Raw genomic sequence first — 17816 nt, 5'->3', positions numbered from 1 at the left:
GTCGTCCTGGGTTTGCGTGGCATACATGCTCCTCGAACTACATGTTATGCCTCGCACACAAAATTTATGACAGGCCCAGCCTGAAACGCCGAGGCCCCGCTTTGCGGGGCCTCGGCGGCGCTACTCGATGCATTGCGATGCTAAATCAATCCACCGCCTTCATCATGTCCTCCACGACTTTCTTCGCATCGCCGAAGACCATCATCGTCTTGTCCATGTAGAACAACTCGTTGTCGAGACCGGCATAACCCGCCGCCATCGACCGCTTGTTCACGATGATCGTGCGTGCCTTGTACGCCTCAAGAATCGGCATGCCCGCGATCACCGATTTCGGATCGGTCTTCGCGGCGGGATTCACCACGTCGTTCGCGCCGAGCACCAGCACCACGTCGGTCTGGCCGAACTGGCTGTTGATGTCCTCCATCTCGTGCACGAGTTCATACGGCACTTCGGCCTCCGCCAGCAGCACGTTCATGTGCCCCGGCATCCGCCCGGCAACCGGGTGAATCGCGTAACGCACGTCGATGCCTTTCTCGACCAGCTTGTCGGTGAGTTCCTTCAGTGCGTGCTGCGCCCGAGCCACGGCAAGACCGTAACCCGGCACGATCACCACGCTTTCGGCATTGCCGAGCATGAACGCGGCATCGTCGGCGGAACCGGATTTCACCGGACGCTGCTCCGCCGAACCGGCCACGGCCGCCGTGCCCGCCTCGCCGCCGAAGCCGCCGAGAATCACGTTGAAGAACGAGCGGTTCATCGCGCGGCACATGATGTACGAAAGAATCGCACCCGAGGAACCGACGAGCGACCCCGCGATGATCAGCATCGGATTGTTCAGCGAGAAGCCGATGCCCGCCGCCGCCCAGCCCGAGTACGAGTTGAGCATCGACACGACCACCGGCATGTCCGCGCCGCCGATCGGGATGATGATCAGCACGCCGAGCGCGAACGCGATCAGCGTCATGATCACGAACGGCAGCCACGACTGCGTCATCATGAAGATGATGCCGAAGCCGAGCATGGCGATCGCGAGCAGGAGGTTGATCATGTGCTGGCCCGCGTACACGACCGGCGCGCCCTGGAAGAGCCGGAACTTGTACTTGCCCGAGAGCTTGCCGAACGCGATGACCGAACCCGAGAACGTGATCGCGCCGACGAACGTGCCGATGAACAACTCGACGCGGTTGCCGTACGGAATCGGATAACCCGGAGCCGCGAGACCGAACGCGGAAGGCTCGGCGACCACCGCATACGCGATGCTCACCGCCGCGAGACCGATCAGCGAGTGCATGGCCGCGACCAGTTCCGGCATTTTCGTCATCTCGACTTTCGCCGCGATGTACGCGCCCGCCGCACCGCCGATGATCAGTGCCGCGAACAAGAGGCCGAGGCCATAGCCCAGGTTCGAGCCGAGATAGGCGGCCTGCTTGACGATCAGCGCGAGCGTCGTGAGGATCGCGATCGCCATGCCGGTCATGCCGAACGTGTTGCCGAGCCGCGCGGTCTTCGGATTGGACAAGCCCTTCAACGCCTGGATGAAGCACACCGAGGCGACCAGATAAAGCAGCGTGACGACGTTGAGGCTCATCGCGCGCCCTCCTTGCTCACGAGCTTCCTGGGCTCCTTCTTCTTGAACATTTCGAGCATGCGCCGCGTGACGAGAAAGCCGCCGAACACGTTCACCGCCGCGAGCAAGACGGCCAACGTGCCGAAGAACTTCGCCGTCCCGCCGATCGTGAGACCGGTGGCGAGCATCGCGCCGACGATCACGATCGCCGAGATCGCGTTGGTCACGGCCATGAGCGGCGTGTGCAGTGCGGGCGTGACGTTCCACACGACGTGATAGCCGACGTAGATCGCCAGCACGAAGATGATCAGGTTGATCACCGTATGGTTGATGATGTCCACTTCCATTCCTGTCTCCTGTCGACCAGAGTTGGCGCTTTAGCGCCTTACTCTGGTCCCATCCAAGTATTGGGCTTACGCCGATGCCGGGCGCGTGACTTGTCCGTCGCGGCACTGGAGCGTGGCCGCGACGATGTCGTCCGCGAGATCGATGTTGAGCGTGCCTTCCTTCGAGATGATCAGCTTGAGGAAGTCGAGCAGATTGCGCGCATACAGCGCGGACGCGTCGGCGGCCACCATTGATGCCAGATTGGTATAACCGACGATATGCACGTCATGCTTCATCACGGCTTCATCGACGACCGTCAGCGGGCAGTTGCCGCCGCGTTTGCCTTCGTACTCGGGCCCGCGTCCGGCCGCGAGATCAATGATCACGGAGCCGGGCTTCATGTGCTTGACCGTTTCGATCGACAGCAACGTCGGCGCCGGACGGCCCGGGATCAGCGCGGTCGAGATCACGATGTCGGCGAGCTTCGCACGCTCATGCACCTGCGCGGCCTGTCGCGCGAGCCAGCTCGGCGGCATTGGACGCGCATAGCCGCCCACGCCTTCGGCCGCTTCGCGCTCTTCATCGGTTTCGAAGGGCACATCGACGAACTTCGCGCCGAGCGATTCGATCTGCTCCTTCACGGCCGGGCGTACATCGGACGCTTCGACCACCGCGCCGAGACGCTTGGCCGTCGCAATGGCCTGCAGGCCCGCGACGCCCGCGCCGAGAATCAGCACGCGGGCCGCCTTGACCGTTCCGGCGGCGGTCATCAGCATCGGCATGAAGCGCTGATACAGATTGGCCGCGACCAGCACCGCCTTGTAGCCCGCGATGTTCGCCTGCGACGACAGCACGTCGAGACTCTGTGCGCGCGTCGTGCGTGGCGCGGCTTCGAGCGCGAACGCGGTGACGCCCGCCGCGGCGAGCCGCGCGGTGTTCTCGGTGTTGAAGGGATCGAGCATGCCGGCCAGCACGCTGCCTGACTTCAGCAGCGGCAATTCGGCTTCGCTCGGTGACTGGACCTTGAGGACGATCTCGGCGGCAAACGCGGTGTTCGCATCGACGATATCCGCTCCCGCTTGCGCGTAAGCATCGTCGATATAGCTCGCCGGCAGGCCCGCGCCGCTTTGCACCGTGACCCGGTGACCTTGCGACACGAGCTTCTTGACCGTCTCGGGCGTGGCGGCGACGCGCGCCTCGTTCGCCCGCGTTTCAGCAGGCACTCCGATGTGCATCTTTGAATCCTCCAGTTTTTTGTACGCACGCGTTCCCTGAGGAGGCGTGGATTTAAGGCTGAGAAAGAATATTCAAATGCTTGGGACAAACGGCTACCGCAACTGTAACCGAAGAAGGCCCGCGCAAAAATCAGCTCTGGCACTTGTTTGGCGCATTTATTTGGTCTTTTCGACCGACTCATTTCTCGTGTGCATCAGTCGGGACGAATGGCGCGCGGACCGCCCGTCCGACGCTGCGGCGTGAAATGGCACGAAACGGTAAAATGGCGACCCATGAAACCAGAACATTGGGCACCGCATGTGACGGTCGCGGCCATCGTCGAGCGGGACGGGCGCTTTCTCGTGATCGAAGAGCACACGTCGGCGGGCATCAAAATCAACCAACCGGCCGGTCATTTGGAAGCCGGCGAGACGCTCGCTCAGGCCGTGATCCGCGAAACGCTCGAGGAAACCGCGCATCGCTTCGTGCCGGAAGCGCTCGTCGGTGCCTACATGACGCATTTCGAGCGGCCGCACGGCGCGGTGACGTATCTGCGCTTCACGTTCTGCGGCCGGTCAGCGGGCGAAGTCGAAGGCCGCGCGCTCGACAATGGCATCATCCGCGCGATGTGGCTCACCGCCGACGAACTGCGCGCGGCATCGGCGCGGCACCGGACGCCGCTCGTGATGAAGTGCGTCGACGATTACCTCTCCGGGCGGCGCGTGCCGCTCGACTTCATCCATACGCATTCCGTCGCGCCAGTGGTGCGGGCTTGATCCTTCGATGCCCGCCACGGCGCCAATCAGCAAACTGGTAGCAACATGAGCAAGCAAAAAGTGGTGGTGGGCATGTCGGGCGGCGTGGATTCGTCGGTGACGGCGTGGCTGCTGAAGGAGCAGGGCTACGACGTCGTCGGTCTCTTCATGAAGAACTGGGAAGACGACGACAACGGCGAATACTGCTCGACGCGTCAGGACTGGATCGACGTGGTGTCGGTGGCGGACCTCATCGGCATCGACGTCGAAGCGGTCAACTTCGCCGCCGAGTACAAGGACCGCGTGTTCTCCGAGTTTCTGCGCGAATACTCGGCCGGCCGCACGCCGAATCCGGACGTGCTGTGCAACGCCGAGATCAAGTTCAAGGCGTTCCTCGATCACGCGATGTCGCTCGGCGCGGAAACCATCGCGACCGGTCACTACGCGCGCGTGCGCGAACGCGACGGCCTCTTCGAACTGCTGAAGGCAACCGACCACACGAAGGACCAGTCGTACTTCTTGCATCGGCTGAACCAGCAGCAGTTGTCGAAGACACTTTTCCCGCTTGGCGAGATGCCGAAAACGCGCGTGCGCGAGATCGCGGCGCAAATCGGCCTGCCGAACGCGAAGAAAAAGGATTCGACCGGAATCTGCTTTATCGGCGAACGCCCGTTCCGCGAATTCCTGAACCGCTATTTGCCGACCCAGCCCGGCCCGATGAAGACGCCCGACGGCAAGACGATCGGCGAGCACATCGGCCTCGCGTTCTATACGTTCGGACAGCGAAAGGGCATCGGCATCGGCGGCGCGAAGGACGGCAGCGGCGAGCCGTGGTTCGTCGCGGGCAAGGACATGGAGCGCAACACGCTCTACGTCGTGCAGGGGCACGATCATCCGTGGCTGCTCGCGCAGACGCTCGTCGCGGGCAACACGAGCTGGGTCGCGGGCGCGGCGCCGGAGGACGGCGCGGCTTGCGGCGCGAAGACGCGCTACCGTCAGGCCGACGCGCCGTGCACCTTCGGCGCCGCGGACGACGGCCGCTTCGCGCTGCATTTCACCGACGCGCAATGGGCCGTGACGCCCGGCCAATCCGCCGTGCTTTATCAGGGCGACGTCTGTCTGGGCGGCGGCATCATCGAACGGGCGGCGACGGCCGCGCCGGTCGGCGAAAGCGCAGAAGCGGCCCTCTTCGGCGCGCGCTGAATGGGGCAAAGCGGGTCGCGGCCGCTTTGCTTTTTCCGCGCGCGACGGTCGTTCCGAACCGGAATCCTTTTTTGATACAAGCGCTTGACCATCTACCTAGCAGTAGATAATGATGTGAAGATGGACAGGAACCCGGTACGCGACCAACTGCTCGAGCACGCCCGAACGCTCCTGATGACGCGAGGCTACAACGGCTTCAGTTATCGCGATCTGTCGACGCTCGTCGGCGTCAAGACGTCGAGCATTCACTACTACTTTCCGTCGAAGGAAGATCTGGCGTTCGAGGCGGTCAACGCCTACAGCGCGGATGTGATGTCGTCGATCTACGCGATCGACAGTTCCGCGCCCGCCGACAAGAAGCTCGACCGCTACGCGAAGGTAATCGGCCGGATGCTGGGCGACGGCGACCAGATCTGCCTGTGCGCGATGCTCGCCGCGGACATCGCTGCGCTTCCCGACAAAGTGCGGCAGGCCATCCAGGCGTTCTACAAGGCCAACGAGAACTGGCTTGCCAAGGTGCTTGCCGAGGGCGAGATGCAGGAGACGCTGCAGGCGAACGGCCAGCCCGAAGCGGCGGCGCGGGCGCTCTATGCGGCATTCCAAGGCAGTTTGCTGACGAGCCGTCTTTTCCAGACGAAGACGCGTCTCGAAGATATCGCGTTAGTCGTGAAAACCAGAAATTGTGGATAACTCCGATTTCAACAGTCGGATTTATCTACCTTCAGATAGGTAGATTTTGACGAACGCGCCTCAATGGCCGACGTGCAACCGCTTTTCGCGCACACACCCCTGGAAAATTAAGGCCGGTAAAAGGCGCAGACCTTGCTTCCGGTTTTTTCCGCCAGCCATTCTATCTATGAGTAGATTAATTATGATCGGTAGCGCACGTTGTCTGCCGAGGTCGGCGCGAACGAAAAAGCCACCCGGCGGGTGGCTTTAGAACAGGAAACCGTGCAGATTTTCAGGACGGCAGCGTATCGATGAACGACTGACGTTGCAAAAGCCGCTGAAAATGTTTGTCAAGATTCGGATACGCGTCGCGCCAGTTCAGTTCAGGCATCCGGAAATCGAGATAGCCGAGCGCGCAGCCGCACGCGATGTCCGCGAGCGTGAAGTGATTCGCCGAGCACCAGGGCTTCGAGCCGAGACCCTTCGACATCGCCTTGAGTCCGTCGTCGATCTTGTGCTGCTGGCGGGCGATCCACCCGTCGTTGCGATGCGCTTCCTCGCGCAGCACGCCTTCCAGCCGGATCAGCACGGCGGCGTCGAGCATGCCGTCCGCCAGCGCTTCCCAGCAGCGCACTTCCGTGCGCTCGCGACGCTCCTGCGGCAGGAGCTTGCCGACGGGCGTGAGCGTATCCACGTATTCGCAGATGACGCGCGAGTCGAACACGGCTTCGCCGTCGTCGAGCACGAGACACGGCACCTTGCCGAGCGGGTTGTAGCTGTGGATCTTCGAATCGGATGCCCAGACGTTTTCGAGCACCAGTTCGCATTCGATTTTCTTTTCCGCCATCACGATCCGCACCTTGCGGACGAACGGGCTGCCTAGCGAACCGATCAGTTTCATCATCTCTTCTTGCGGTTTTCAGCGGGATTGATCGTGGAGAACGATCTTAACCGCCCGACATTGCCGTAAGGCGATTTCGAGATAACAGCGTTGTGGCTGGGCGACAACAGTTGCGTCGAGCCGCTGGCGCGGCTCGTCAGTTCTGCTTCCGGTTCGGCGCGTCAGTTGGCCGGCGCGCTCGCCGACGCGCTTGCCACCGGACAAGGCAGCGGTCGCGCCGCCACCGGCTGCCTTAGTTTCGCCTGGGACTTCGCCGGCGAAGCGCCGTCGGCTGCCGCAGCCGCTGGCGCGGGAATCGCGCTGACTTCGCGCACGCCCGCGGCGATCTCGGCGGCGAGCTGGTCGACCGCTTTGCGGTGGCCCGCGACGAGCGCGTCGTAGCCCGCGCCGACGGGCTGCTGCGCCACGGTCCGGCACGTGAGCACCGCCTGCGAACCCACGGCCCGCACGCTCCAGACCGCGTCGATCACCGCCTGCGAACCCGCCCACGACTCGAAGCGCTGAACGTTCACCTTCACGCGATACACCGGCACGGAGTCCGGGCGCGGCGTGTTGTAGACGTCGATTGCGCCGAGCTGCCGCGTGAGATCCGCCGACAGCGCGCGCCGCACTTCGTCGGCGGGCAGCGACGCCCAGCGCTCCTGCTCCAGCACCTGGACCTGCGCGGGGCTTGTCTGCACGACGAGCTGGTTTTTCGCGACCTGCGGCGGCATGTCGACGGGCGGCACTTCGACGTAGAACGAAGCGGGCATCGACGCCGCCGCGGGCGCGGCATCGCCGCCAAGCGTGTAGAAGCGGCTCGACGGCGACGAAGCGCAGCCCGCCACCAATACGGCGAAAACGCCCGCCGTCATCGTGAAAAGCGCGCCGGACCTCATGGTTTGTCTCCTGATTTGCCGCGCAGCAACGATTCCGGATGACGTTCCAGATAATCGGAGAGCGCATTGAGGGATTGCAGCGTCCGCGTGAGTTCCTGCAGCGCCTGATGCACGTCGGATTGCAGCGGCGAATCCTGCTGCAGCGTCGACTGCGCGTCGGCGAAGGTCTTGCGCGCGGCCGACAGCGTGTCGCGTGCTTCCGGCGCGACCTGCGTATCGAGCTGCTTGAAGAGGCTGTTCGCGTTCTTGAGCGAGCTGTTCAGGTTCGCGCCGATCTCGTCGAACGGGATCTTGTCGAGCTTCTTCGCGATATCGGCGACTTGCAGCTGCAATTCGTCGAGCGTGTTCGGCACGGTCGGCAGTTCGAGCGGATCGGCGCTCGCGTTGATCTTCACGTGCGCGGCCTTCGGGAAGAAATCGAGCGCGATGTACAACTGGCTCGTCAGCAGGTTGCCGGTGCGCAACTGTCCGCGCAAGCCATGCTCGACGAGGCGTTGCAGCAGTTCCTGGCTCGCGGTCGAGCCGGGCGAGGGCAGCGCGTCGCGCGTGCGGCGGCCGAGGCGGTCCGGATAGAGGTTGATCGTGACCGGCATCATGAAATTGCGCGCCTTCGGATCGTATTCGATGCCGATGTTCGTCACCTGTCCGAGCACGATGCCGCGGAAATCGACCGGCGCACCGACCGACAGCCCGCGCAGCGACTGGTTGAAGTTCATCACCACGCGCAGCGGCGTGCCGTCCGGATCGCGCATCGCGTCGGCTTCGTCGGAGCCGAGGCGGAACGTCATGTTGTCCTGTGCCTGCTGGCCCGGCTGCTGGTTCGGAGGCGTCTGGAACGCTATGCCGCCGAGCACGACCGTCGCGAGCGACTGCGTGTTGAGCTTGAAACCGCTCGAATCAAGCCGCAGATCGACGCCGCTCGCGTGCCACCAGCGCGAATTCGCGCCGACGTACTGGTCGTAGGGCGCGTTGACGAACACCTGCATCGTGACGCCGGTGCCGTCCTTGTCGAGCGAAAAGCCGGTCACCTGTCCGACCTGCACGCGCCGGTAGTAGATCGGCGAACCGATGTCGATCGAGCCGAGCGACTCGCCGCGCAACGTGAACTTGTGCCCCTTCTGGTCGCCGGTGACGGCCGGCGGCGTCTCCAGCCCGACGAACTCCGTGCGGTCTTCGTCGGACTTGCCCGCGTCCACGCCAATGTACGCGCCTGAAAGCAGCGTCGAAAGGCCGCTCACGCCGCTTGCCGCCACGCGCGGACGCACGACCCAGAAGCGCGTGTCCTTCACGGCGAAGTCGGAGGCTTCCTTCGTCAACTGCACGTCGACGAGCACGCGCGAATGGTCCTTCGACAGCGTGATCGTCTTGACCGTGCCGACGTCGACGTCCTTGTACTTGAGCTTCGTCTTGCCCGGCTCCAGCCCTTCGGCGCTCACGAAGCTGATCGTGACGGTCGGGCCGCGCCCGGCGACCGTCTTCACCACGAGCAGCACGCCCACGAGCGCGGCGACGAGCGGAATCACCCAGACGAGCGACGGCAGCCAGCGGCTCCTCGGTTCGATGACGGGCTCGGGCAGGTTGGGCGGCAGGCTGCCGCCGTTGCTGCCGTTGTTTTTTCCGCCGTTCGTGGGTTCGTTGTCAGGCTCGTTCGGCCCTTCTCGACTAGTCATATTTCTTTCCTGAGGGTTCGATGTTGTCCCACATGAGGCGCGGATCGAATTGCATGGAAGCGAGCATCGTCAGCACGACGACCGCCGCGAACGCGAGCGCGCCCGGCCCCGCCGTGATGACGGCGAGCGAGCGAAAGCGCACCAGCGCGACCGTGAGCGTGATGACGAAGACGTCGAGCATCGACCAGCGGCCGATGCGCTCGACCGCGCGATAAAGCGTCGTGCGCTGGCGCGGCCGCCATGTCGAGCGCGTCTGCACGGTCCACGTGAGGAACGCGAGCGTGCCGAGCTTCAGCATCGGCACGAGAATGCTCGCGATGAAGATCACCGCCGCGAGCGGATAGTCGCCGTCGTTCCAGAAGAGCGCGACGCCGCTCATGATGGTGTCGTCCTCGGAACCGAGGATCGACGCGGTATGCATCACCGGATACAGGTTCGCCGGGACGTAGAGGATCGCCGCCGTGATGAGCAGCGCCCAGGTGCGCGCGATGCTGTCCGGATGGCGCCGGTGCAGCGTGGCGTCGCAGCGCGCGCAGCGCTGCTTTTCGACGGTGTACGCGCGCGGCTGCACACGCCCGCACGAATGGCACGCGACGAGCCCCGCCCGCGACGCGGTCGTGTAGTGCAGCTCCGGCGCGGCCGGTTCGCCGGTCGGATCGGTGGAATCGTTCATTCTGGAGTGCTCCTCATCCGTGTTTCGTCGCGGAGCCGGCGGTTTGCCGGTTGCGTCGCATGCGCTTCGCCCTGACGCGCGCGGCGCGGCGTCGCGGCAGGCGTTCGGCGAGATCCCACAGCACGCCCGGATCGAAACTCACGACGACCGCGATCATCAGCGTGAGCGCGCCGAACGCGAAGAGCGCGGCTTCGGGAATCACGCGCGCGATGCTCACCATCTTCACGAGCGTGACCAGGATGCCGAGCATGAAAACTTCGATCATTCCCCACGGCCGCACGGCCTGGATCGCCCGCAGCACCAGATTGAAGCCGCCCGGCACATAGCCCGCGCGCAGCGGCACGAGCACGTAGAGCAGCGCGACGAGTTCGGTCAGCGGGAAGAGAATCGTCGAGCAGAAGACGAGCACCGCGACCACCTGCATGTTCTCGTCCCACAGCGCGACGATCGCGCCGATCAGCGTCGTCTGGGAGACGAGGCCGTTCGCATCCAGTTCGACGATCGGGAAGGCCTGCGCGATGAGAAACGTGATGAGCGACGCGAGCGTGATTGCACACACCCGGTCGAGATTCGACGACAGCGCGCGATACAGCAGGCTGCCGCAGCGCGGGCATCGCGCCGTCGTGCGGCGAGGCAGGCTGCGTCTGGAAAGGAGTGCATCGCACTCGTGACATGCGATCAGATCGACTGTGTCCTTCTGTTCTGCTTCTTTCATGGGCGAGATGCCGAGGCTCCTCAAGCGTGCATTCCAAAGCCGATTCAGCGGCGACCGGCGTTTCTAGCAAGCGGCGGGCCAGTGCGCATGGTACCAAATGACACAATGCGCACACGCGTCGCGCCGCCGTTTCGGAATGAATACAAGGATTCAAGCGTTTAGTCCATGTGGCCGCCGATGGGCGCGTGGCGAGTCGCAGCGTTGCACCGGTGGAATAGTTCGTTGCAGCAGCAGAACGCGGCTGCGAGAATGGGCCGATAAAGCCCGCCAAAACCAATGCCGGCGGGCGTGCACGGCGGCGAGGCGGGTGTTTCCGGGCATCATGCCCGTTCGTTTGCGTTCGGGTACGATGGCGGCCTTGAACACCGGTCGGCGAAGATCGACTGGTTTTTCGCAATCCCGCAATCCTTCTGTCAGGTCCTCCATGGAACGCAGCGTGCAAGACAGCGCCAATCTCTCGTCGACGACCCGCTACAGCGGCACGGCAATCGGCCTTCACTGGCTGATCGCGTTGCTGATCGTGGGCGGCTTCTGGCTCGGCTGGATCATGACGGACATCCCCGGCTTCACGCCGACCAAGCTCAAATATTTCTCGTGGCACAAATGGATCGGCGTGACGGTGTTCGTGCTGGCCGCCGTGCGCGTGCTGTGGCGAATCAACCATCGCGCGCCCGCGATGCCCGACGGCATGGCGAACTGGCAAAAGGGCGCCGCGCACGTTACGCACGTCCTGCTTTACCTGCTGATGCTCGTGATCCCGATTTCCGGCTATTTCTACAGTTCGGCCGCGGGCATCCAGGTGGTGTATCTCGGCCTGCTGCCGCTGCCGACGATCATCGGCCCGGACCAGGCGCTCAAAGGCACGCTGCGGCTCGTGCACGTGTGGCTCAACTACGCACTGCTCGCACTCGTCGTCATGCATGTGCTCGCCGCGCTCAAGCATCATTTCGTCGATCGCGACGGTCTGCTCGGACGCATGCTTCCGTTCATGAAATAGCCGGACACTGTTTCCCGTCCGTTGGCGGCGCATTTCCCGGCGGCGGATTGTTTTGACCGCTTTTTGCATTTCAATACAGGTTGCGTCTCTTTATGCGTCGCTTATTTGCGTGAATCAACAAAGAACAAGGCAGACATGAAAGCGAATCTCCAACGTTGGGTCCTGGCAGGCGTCGCCGCCACATCGCTCGCGGCGGCCGTTGCCGCTCACGCGCAGGTCGATGCGTCGAAGAGCACGGTCATCGCGACGTCGAAGCAGATGAACGTGCCCGTCGACGGCAAGTTCAAGAAGTTCACCGCGCAGATCAGCTTCGATCCGGCCAAGCCGGCGGCGGGCAGCGCGAATCTCTCCATCGACACCGGCAGCTACGACCTCGGCGACGACGAATACAACAAGCAGGTCCGCGGCAAGGAATGGTTCGACAGCGCGACTTATCCGAATGCGACCTTCGCGTCGACGGCCATCGCGCCGGCCGGCACGAACCAGTACAAGGTCACGGGCAAGCTGACCATCAAGGGCAAGTCGCAGACGGTCACGGTGCCCGTCACCGTGACGCAGCAGGGCGCGACGGAAACCTTCGACGGGTCGCTGCCGATCAAGCGCACGCAGTTCGACATCGGAACCGGGGAATGGAAGGACACTTCGGTGGTGGCGGACGACGTCGTCATCAAATTTCACATCGTCGCCGCAAAGAAGTGAGCGGCACAACCAGCCAGGAGAAGAACTTGAAGAAACAACTTTTGATTGCAGCGGGTGCTTTGGTCGCGGGCATGTCCTTTAACGCGATGGCCGCCGACACGTATCAGCTCGACCCGAACCACACCTATCCGAGCTTCGAGTCGGACCATTTCGGCGGCGTGTCGACGTGGCGCGGTAAGTTCAACAAGTCGAGCGGCACGGTGACGCTCGATCGCGCGGCGAAGACCGGCACGGTGAACGTGACGATCGACGTGGCATCGATCAACACGGGCAACGAGAAGCTGAACGAGCACCTGCAAAAGGCCGAATTCTTCGACGTCGCGAAGTTCCCGACGGCCGTCTACAAGGGCACGTCGATCAAGTTCGACGGCGACAAGCCGGTGGAAGTGGAAGGCACGCTGACGATGCACGGCGTCACCAAGCCGATGAACCTGACGATCGAGTCGTTCAAGTGCTTCCAGAACCCGATGCTGAAGAAGGAAGTGTGCGGCACGGAAGCGACGGCGACGTTCGATCGCGGCGACTTCGGCATGGACTACGGCAAGACCTACGGTTTCAGCCTGAAGACCGTGCTGCACATCCAGGCGGAAGGCATCAAGCAGTAAGCTTCAGCGCCTGAAAAAGCAAAAGGCCGGTTCATCGCGAACCGGCCTTTTGTTCATTTTGCGGCAGGAAAATCAGACTTCCGCGCCCGCGTTCGGATCGTTCGGATCGTACTTCGTCTTCTTTTCCTTCACGAGATCTTCACGCTTCACGCCGAGCCACATCGCGATGGCCGCCGCCACGAACACCGACGAATAGATACCGAACAGGATACCGACCGTCAGCGCGAGCGCGAAGTAGTGCAGCGTCGGGCCGCCGAAGAAGAACATCGAGAGCACCATCATTTCCGTACAGCCGTGGGTGATGATGGTTCGCGACATCGTGCTCGTGATCGCGTGGTTGATCACTTCGATCACGCTCATCTTGCGCTGCTTGCGGAAGGTTTCGCGAATCCGGTCGAAGATCACGACCGATTCGTTCACCGAGTAGCCGAGCACCGCGAGAATCGCCGCGAGCACCGAGAGCGAGAACTCCCACTGAAAGAACGCGAAGAAGCCGAGGATGATGATGACGTCGTGCAGGTTGGCGATCACGCCCGCCACGGCGTATTTCCACTCGAAGCGGAACGACAGGTACACGATGATGCCGATCACCACGCACGCGAGCGCGAGCAGGCCGTTCGTCACGAGTTCGCGGCCAACCTGCGGCCCGACGAACTCGACGCGCTGCAACTGCGCCTGCGCATCCTGGCCCTTCAGCGCCGTCATCACCTGCTCGCTCTGCTGCGCGGACGTGAGCCCTTGCTTCAGCGGCAGGCGGATCAGCACGTCGCGCGAGGTGCCGAAGTTCTGCACCTGCGCGTCGGCGTAACCGAGCTTCGCCATCGTGTCACGCACGGGTTCGAGCGGCACGGCCTGCGGATATTGCACTTCGACGACCGTCCCGCCGGTGAATTCCACCGACAGATGCAGCCCGCGATGCACGAGGAAAAACACGGCCGCGAGAAAAGTGATGAGCGAGATTGCGTTGAAGATCAACGCGCGCTGCATCAGCGGCAGGTCACGACGAATGCGGAAAAATTCCATGATTTATGCTCCGGGACTCAGCGGGACGAACCCGGTTTCTTTTGATCGACGCCCGGGCCCGAGCGGCGGCGCGCGACCGGCTTGCCGGTGCGCGCAGGCGCCGCGGCCTGGCTCGCCGCACGCGCGGGGACCGGCGCTTTCGCGCGGGCCTTCGCGGGCTGGACGATTTCGTCGACGGGGGAGTCGTCGCCGCGCTGCATTGCCAGATAGTGGGCAGTCGCGGCGGCGGTGTCGCCGCCTTCCGGACGCCACACCTGACCGATCGCGAGCGTCTGCAATTTTTTCTTGCCGCCGTACCAGAGGTTCACGAGACCGCGCGAGAAGAACACGGCCGAGAACATCGACGTGAGAATGCCGATGCAGTGCACGACCGCGAAGCCGCGCACCGGACCCGAGCCGAACGCGAGCAGCGCGAGACCGGCGATGAGCGTCGTCACGTTCGAGTCGAGAATCGTCGCCCAGGCGTGCGAGAAGCCGTTCTGGATAGCCAGTTGCGGCGGTGCGCCGTTGCGCAGTTCCTCGCGGATACGCTCGTTGATCAGCACGTTCGCGTCGATCGCCATGCCGAGCGCGAGCGCGATAGCGGCGATGCCCGGCAATGTGAGCGTGGCCTGCAGCATCGAGAGGATCGCGACGAGCAGCAGCAGATTCACCGACAACGACAACATGGAGATCAGGCCGAACAGCATGTAGTACGCGATCATGAAGACGGCGATCGCGGCAAAGCCGTACACGACCGAATCGAAGCCCTTCTTGATGTTGTCGGCGCCGAGGCTCGGGCCGATCGTGCGTTCCTCGATGATGTCCATGGGAGCCGCGAGCGAACCGGCGCGCAACAGCAGCGCGAGATCGGTGGCGGCTTGCGGCGTCGGCTGGCCGGTGATCTGGAAGCGGTCGCCGAGTTCGGACTGGATCGTCGCGACCGTCAGCACTTCGCCCTTGCCCTTTTCGAACAGCACCATCGCCATCGGCTTGCCGATGTTGTCGCGCGACACGCTGCTCACCGCGCGCCCGCCCGCTGCATCGAGGCGAATGCTCACGGAAGGACGCTGGTGCTCGTCGAAGCTCGCCGACGCGTCGATGATGCGGTCGCCGGTGAAGATCACCTGCTTGCGCAAAAGAACCGGCGTCGAGTTGCCTTGCGTGAAGAGTTCGTCGCCCGGCGGCACCGGGTCGTTCGGATTCGGATGCGTGTTGGTCGGGTCGGCGAGACGCGCTTCGAGCGTCGCCGTGCGGCCGATGATGTCCTTCGCCTTCGCCGTGTCCTGCACGCCCGGCAGTTCGACCACGATGCGGTCGGCGCCTTGCTGCTGGATCACCGGCTCCGCGACGCCGAGTTCGTTCACGCGGTTATGCAGCGTCGTGATGTTCTGCTTGAGCGCGCCGTCCTCGACGAGCTTCTGCGCCGCCGGCGCGAACGTCCCGACGAGCTGATAGCCGTCGCCGCTCTGACGCGTCGCCCATTGCAGTTCGCTCACGCCGTTCGTGAGCACCTGGCGCGCGTTGTCCGCGACGGCCTGATCGGAGAAATTGACGACGACGGACTGCGACACGCGATTCACGCCGCCATCGCGGATGTTCTTGTCGCGCAGGAGCGCGCGCGCGTCGGCGGCGTCGGAATCGAGCTTCTTGTTCAGCGCGCCGGCCATGTCGACTTGCAGCAGGAAGTGCACGCCGCCGCGCAGATCGAGGCCGAGATACATCGGCAGCGCGTGCAGCGCGGTCAGCCAGCGGGGCGACGCGGCCTGCAAATTGAGCGCGACGATGTAGGTCGGGTCGGACGGATCGGGGTTCAGCGACTTCTGCAGGACGTCCTTCACGCGCAACTGCGTGTCGGTGTCTTTCAGGCGCACGCGGATGTTCGCGTTGGCCGACGTGTTGTCGAACGTCACTTCGTCGGGCTTCACCTGATTGGCGGCGAGCGCGCTCTCGACCTTGTCGAGCGTGGACGAATCGAGCTTGACCGTTGCCTTGCCGCTCGACACCTGCACCGCCGGCGCTTCGCCGAAGAAATTGGGCAGCGTGTACACGAGGCCGATGACGAGCGCCACCAGCATCACGACATATTTCCAAAGGGGGTAACGATTCATGGGGATGGCCGAACGGGAAAGTTGGCTTGAGAAGAGCGGGGTGCGTCCGGCGTTGAGCGCGACGAGCCGGCAGACGTGGCTGACAGCGGCCCGTGAGGGGCGAGGCCGCGCCGGACGCGGGAGAAACTGGCCTTACAGCGACTTGATCGTGCCCTTCGGGAGAATCGTCGTGACGGATGCCTTCTGGACCGTGATCTCGGTGCCCTCGGAGATCTCCACGCCCACGTACGCTTCGCCGACCTTCGTGACCTTGCCGACGATGCCGCCGTTCGTCACCACTTCGTCGCCCTTCGCCATGGCGGCGAGCATGTTGCGATGTTCCTTCTGACGCTTCATTTGCGGGCGGATCATGATGAAGTACAGCACCGCGAACATGAGGATCAGCGGCAGGAACTGCATGACGCTCGATTCGATGCCACCCGTTGATGTGCCCTGTGCAAACGCATTGGAAATAAACGACACGTTGGTCTCTCCGTTATGACGACTGATTCAGAAAATTAGCCCGGTATTCTACACCGGGCAAGGGCGCGACAGCACCGGAAGTGCTTTGCGATCAAGCTGTTAACGCATTGCGCGCGGCCGCTTCAGGCCATTCGGCGCCCGCTGATTGTAAAGGTTTTGTAGGCTTTCCTACTCGATGCCGCGCGCGCGGTTTTCGTGAAACTGCTTCCTGAACGTGTCGAACGTGTGATTTTCGATCGATTCGCGCACTTCGGCCATCAATTGCAGGTAGTAGTGCAGGTTGTGGATGGTGTTCAACTGCGCGCCGAGAATCTCGCCGACGCGATGCAGGTGATGCAGATATCCGCGCGTGAAATTGGCGCAGGTGTAGCAGCCGCAGGTTTCGTCGAGCGGTTTCAGCGAGCTCTTATGCGTCGCGTTGCGAATCTTCACGTCGCCGAAGCGGGTGAAGAGCCAGCCGTTGCGCGCGTTGCGCGTCGGCATCACGCAGTCGAACATGTCGACGCCCGCGGCCACGCCCGCCACCAGATCTTCCGGCGTGCCGACGCCCATCAGGTAATGCGGCTTGTCGGCGGGAAGCTTGGGGCCGATGTGGTTCAGCACGCGCATCATGTCTTCCTTCGGCTCGCCGACCGACAGCCCGCCGATCGCGAGCCCGTGAAAACCGATGTCCGCGAGGCCCGCGAGCGATTCGTCGCGCAGATCCTCGAACATGCCGCCCTGCACGATGCCGAAGAGCGCGTTCGGATTGCCGAGGCGCCCGAATTCGTCGATGGAACGCTTCGCCCAGCGCATCGACATGCGCATCGAATCGGCGGCGTCCTGGTGCGAGGTCGGCACGCCGTTGGTCGCGTAGGGCGTGCATTCGTCGAACTGCATCACGACGTCGGAGTTCAGCACCTTTTGAATCTGCATCGAGATCTCGGGCGAGAGGAACAGCTTGTCGCCGTTGATCGGCGAGGCGAACGTGACGCCGTCCTCGGTGATCTTGCGCAAGTCGCCGAGTGAGAAGACCTGGAAACCGCCGGAATCGGTGAGGATCGGGCGCTTCCAGTTCATGAACTGATGCAGGCCGCCGTGCGCGCCGATGGTTTCCAGCCCGGGACGCAACCACAGGTGAAACGTGTTGCCGAGGATGATCTGCGCGCGGATTTCTTCGAGTTCGCGCGGCTGGATCGCCTTGACCGTGCCGTAAGTGCCGACCGGCATGAAGATCGGCGTCTCGACGACGCCGTGATTGAGCGTCAGGCGGCCGCGGCGCGCCTGGCCGTCGGTTGTGAGAAGGTCGAACTTGAGGCCGTTTTCGGGCGGATGATGACCGTCGGTCATGGAGAAAGCTCCTGTGCCACCGGAAAACAGTCCGGCGC

At 63.4% G+C, this 17816-nt stretch carries 18 protein-coding genes and 1 pseudogene; 6 read left to right on the top strand and 13 right to left on the bottom strand.

Annotated elements, in window-relative coordinates:
* Positions 1-145: 145 nt before the first annotated feature.
* The 3 genes from AWB66_RS26600 to AWB66_RS26590 form a co-directional block, all read right to left on the bottom strand.
* Positions 146-1588, bottom strand: a complete 1443-nt coding sequence (locus AWB66_RS26600; RefSeq protein WP_087633067.1) for an NAD(P)(+) transhydrogenase (Re/Si-specific) subunit beta — start codon at positions 1586-1588, stop codon at positions 146-148.
* On the bottom strand, positions 1585-1908 hold the full coding sequence (locus AWB66_RS26595) for an NAD(P) transhydrogenase subunit alpha part 2 (RefSeq protein ID WP_087633074.1): 324 nt from the start codon (positions 1906-1908) through the stop codon (positions 1585-1587). Before AWB66_RS26595 ends, AWB66_RS26600 begins: the two co-directional genes overlap by 4 nt.
* A 72-nt stretch (positions 1909-1980) precedes the next feature.
* Positions 1981-3129, bottom strand: a complete 1149-nt coding sequence (locus tag AWB66_RS26590) for a Re/Si-specific NAD(P)(+) transhydrogenase subunit alpha (RefSeq protein WP_087633066.1) — start codon at positions 3127-3129, stop codon at positions 1981-1983.
* A 273-nt stretch (positions 3130-3402) separates the two neighbouring features.
* On the opposite strand from AWB66_RS26590, the gene AWB66_RS26585 reads away from it, so the two are divergent.
* From AWB66_RS26585 to AWB66_RS26575, 3 genes are all read left to right on the top strand, one after another.
* The gene (locus tag AWB66_RS26585; protein ID WP_087633065.1) at positions 3403-3885 is read left to right on the top strand and encodes an NUDIX hydrolase; all 483 of its coding nucleotides are present in this window, start codon (positions 3403-3405) and stop codon (positions 3883-3885) included.
* A 45-nt stretch (positions 3886-3930) separates the two neighbouring features.
* The gene (gene mnmA, locus AWB66_RS26580) at positions 3931-5067 is read left to right on the top strand and encodes a tRNA 2-thiouridine(34) synthase MnmA (protein ID WP_087633064.1); all 1137 of its coding nucleotides are present in this window, start codon (positions 3931-3933) and stop codon (positions 5065-5067) included.
* Positions 5068-5187: 120 nt separating this feature from the next.
* Complete coding sequence (locus AWB66_RS26575) at positions 5188-5757, top strand: TetR/AcrR family transcriptional regulator (protein WP_087633063.1); 570 nt, start codon at positions 5188-5190, stop codon at positions 5755-5757.
* A gap of 271 nt (positions 5758-6028) precedes the next feature.
* Here the strand turns inward: AWB66_RS26575 and AWB66_RS26570 are convergent, their stop codons facing one another.
* The 5 genes from AWB66_RS26570 to AWB66_RS26550 all read right to left on the bottom strand — a co-directional run bounded on the left by AWB66_RS26570 (position 6029) and on the right by AWB66_RS26550 (position 10573).
* Positions 6029-6640 carry a glutathione S-transferase C-terminal domain-containing protein gene (locus tag AWB66_RS26570; RefSeq protein ID WP_087633062.1) on the bottom strand — a complete coding sequence of 204 codons (612 nt, stop codon included), beginning with the start codon at positions 6638-6640 and terminating at the stop codon, positions 6029-6031.
* A gap of 158 nt (positions 6641-6798) precedes the next feature.
* Positions 6799-7515: a PqiC family protein gene (locus tag AWB66_RS26565; RefSeq protein ID WP_087633061.1), complete on the bottom strand. Its 717-nt coding sequence runs from the start codon at positions 7513-7515 to the stop codon at positions 6799-6801.
* Complete coding sequence (locus AWB66_RS26560) at positions 7512-9185, bottom strand: PqiB family protein (protein WP_087633060.1); 1674 nt, start codon at positions 9183-9185, stop codon at positions 7512-7514. The genes AWB66_RS26565 and AWB66_RS26560 overlap by 4 nt, the downstream gene beginning before the upstream one ends.
* Positions 9178-9858, bottom strand: coding sequence for a paraquat-inducible protein A (locus AWB66_RS26555; protein WP_407642328.1), 681 nt, complete (start codon positions 9856-9858; stop codon positions 9178-9180). Before AWB66_RS26555 ends, AWB66_RS26560 begins: the two co-directional genes overlap by 8 nt.
* Positions 9859-9871: 13 nt before the next feature.
* Positions 9872-10573 (bottom strand): paraquat-inducible protein A, encoded by a 702-nt coding sequence (locus AWB66_RS26550; protein WP_087633059.1) that lies wholly within the window; start codon positions 10571-10573, stop codon positions 9872-9874.
* Between the two features lie 424 nt (positions 10574-10997).
* Between AWB66_RS26550 and AWB66_RS26545 the strand changes: the two genes are divergently transcribed.
* From AWB66_RS26545 to AWB66_RS26535, 3 genes are all read left to right on the top strand, one after another.
* Positions 10998-11570 (top strand): cytochrome b, encoded by a 573-nt coding sequence (locus AWB66_RS26545; protein WP_087633058.1) that lies wholly within the window; start codon positions 10998-11000, stop codon positions 11568-11570.
* A gap of 135 nt (positions 11571-11705) precedes the next feature.
* Positions 11706-12269, top strand: a complete 564-nt coding sequence (locus tag AWB66_RS26540; protein WP_087633057.1) for a YceI family protein — start codon at positions 11706-11708, stop codon at positions 12267-12269.
* 26 nt (positions 12270-12295) lie between these two features.
* Positions 12296-12874, top strand: coding sequence for a YceI family protein (locus tag AWB66_RS26535; RefSeq protein ID WP_087633056.1), 579 nt, complete (start codon positions 12296-12298; stop codon positions 12872-12874).
* A gap of 72 nt (positions 12875-12946) precedes the next feature.
* Here AWB66_RS26535 and secF read toward each other — a convergent pair whose 3' ends face one another.
* The 5 genes and pseudogenes from secF to tgt form a co-directional block, all read right to left on the bottom strand.
* Positions 12947-13897 carry a protein translocase subunit SecF gene (gene secF, locus AWB66_RS26530; RefSeq protein WP_087633055.1) on the bottom strand — a complete coding sequence of 317 codons (951 nt, stop codon included), beginning with the start codon at positions 13895-13897 and terminating at the stop codon, positions 12947-12949.
* 17 nt (positions 13898-13914) lie between these two features.
* Positions 13915-15987 carry a protein translocase subunit SecD gene (gene secD, locus AWB66_RS26525; protein ID WP_087633054.1) on the bottom strand — a complete coding sequence of 691 codons (2073 nt, stop codon included), beginning with the start codon at positions 15985-15987 and terminating at the stop codon, positions 13915-13917.
* Positions 15988-16119: 132 nt separating this feature from the next.
* Positions 16120-16449: a preprotein translocase subunit YajC gene (yajC, locus tag AWB66_RS26520; protein WP_087633053.1), complete on the bottom strand. Its 330-nt coding sequence runs from the start codon at positions 16447-16449 to the stop codon at positions 16120-16122.
* 91 nt (positions 16450-16540) lie between these two features.
* A complete protein-coding gene (locus AWB66_RS35130) occupies positions 16541-16792 on the bottom strand; it encodes a hypothetical protein (RefSeq protein WP_407642329.1) in 252 nt (83 codons plus the stop codon).
* Positions 16693-17778, bottom strand: a pseudogene (gene tgt, locus AWB66_RS26515) (tRNA guanosine(34) transglycosylase Tgt); the annotation flags it as partial. The pseudogene tgt and the gene AWB66_RS35130, both read right to left, overlap by 100 nt.
* Positions 17779-17816 lie beyond the last annotated feature (38 nt).

The organism is Caballeronia telluris (genome assembly GCF_001544495.1).
GTDB classification, from domain to species: domain Bacteria; phylum Pseudomonadota; class Gammaproteobacteria; order Burkholderiales; family Burkholderiaceae; genus Caballeronia; species Caballeronia telluris.
This window is presented reverse-complemented; position numbering and strand designations above follow the sequence as displayed.